The sequence below is a fragment of the Klebsiella sp. K5-45 genome (assembly GCF_030128605.1).
GTDB lineage: Bacteria > Pseudomonadota > Gammaproteobacteria > Enterobacterales > Enterobacteriaceae > Klebsiella > Klebsiella quasipneumoniae.
Map to the genome: position 1 here is coordinate 1 of NZ_JAKUZW010000067.1, position 596 is coordinate 596.

1 protein-coding gene is annotated in these 596 nt (G+C 61.7%); it reads left to right on the forward strand.

Features of this window, described 5'->3' with window-relative positions; genetic code table 11:
• Positions 1 to 596, forward strand: a 596-nt coding sequence (locus MKS11_RS27485; protein WP_165475654.1) for a carbohydrate porin, incomplete at both ends; no start/stop codon positions are given.

The window sequence follows — 596 nt, forward strand, 5'->3', positions numbered from 1 at the left end:
TTCGGCCTCAAGTTCAGCGGCTACGCCCGCTATGGCGCCCACTTCCAGACCGGCGACCAGAAATATGTCGGCGTCGACGGCTCCTATAACGGCGCCTCGGCGATCGGCCGCCTGGGCAACGAAAGCAACGGCGGCGAATTCCAGATCAGCAAGGCCTTCAAAAGCGCGCAGGGGGCTATCTGGGATCTTAACGTGATGTTCGACCACTGGAGCGACGAGGTTAACCTGAAGAAGGCCTACGTCGGCGTCACCAACGTCCTCGACTCCAACCCCAACGCCTATATCTGGGCCGGCCGCGACTTCCACCAGCGTCCGCAACAGGGGATCAACGACTACTTCTGGATGAACCACGACGGCCAGGGCGCCGGGGTGAAGAACTTTGATATCGGCGGCGTGCAGTTCGACGTGGCGGCGGTGTCGCAGGTGAAATCCTGTAGCCCGGAAGTGATGGCCGACGAGACCAACCCGTCGCGCATCACCTGTACCGGCAGCTCCGACACCGGCGACAACGGCCACTACGCGCTGACCACTAAAACCCACAACATCAAGGCCGGGCCGATCGACGTCGAGGTGTACGCCAACTACGGCTTTGACTC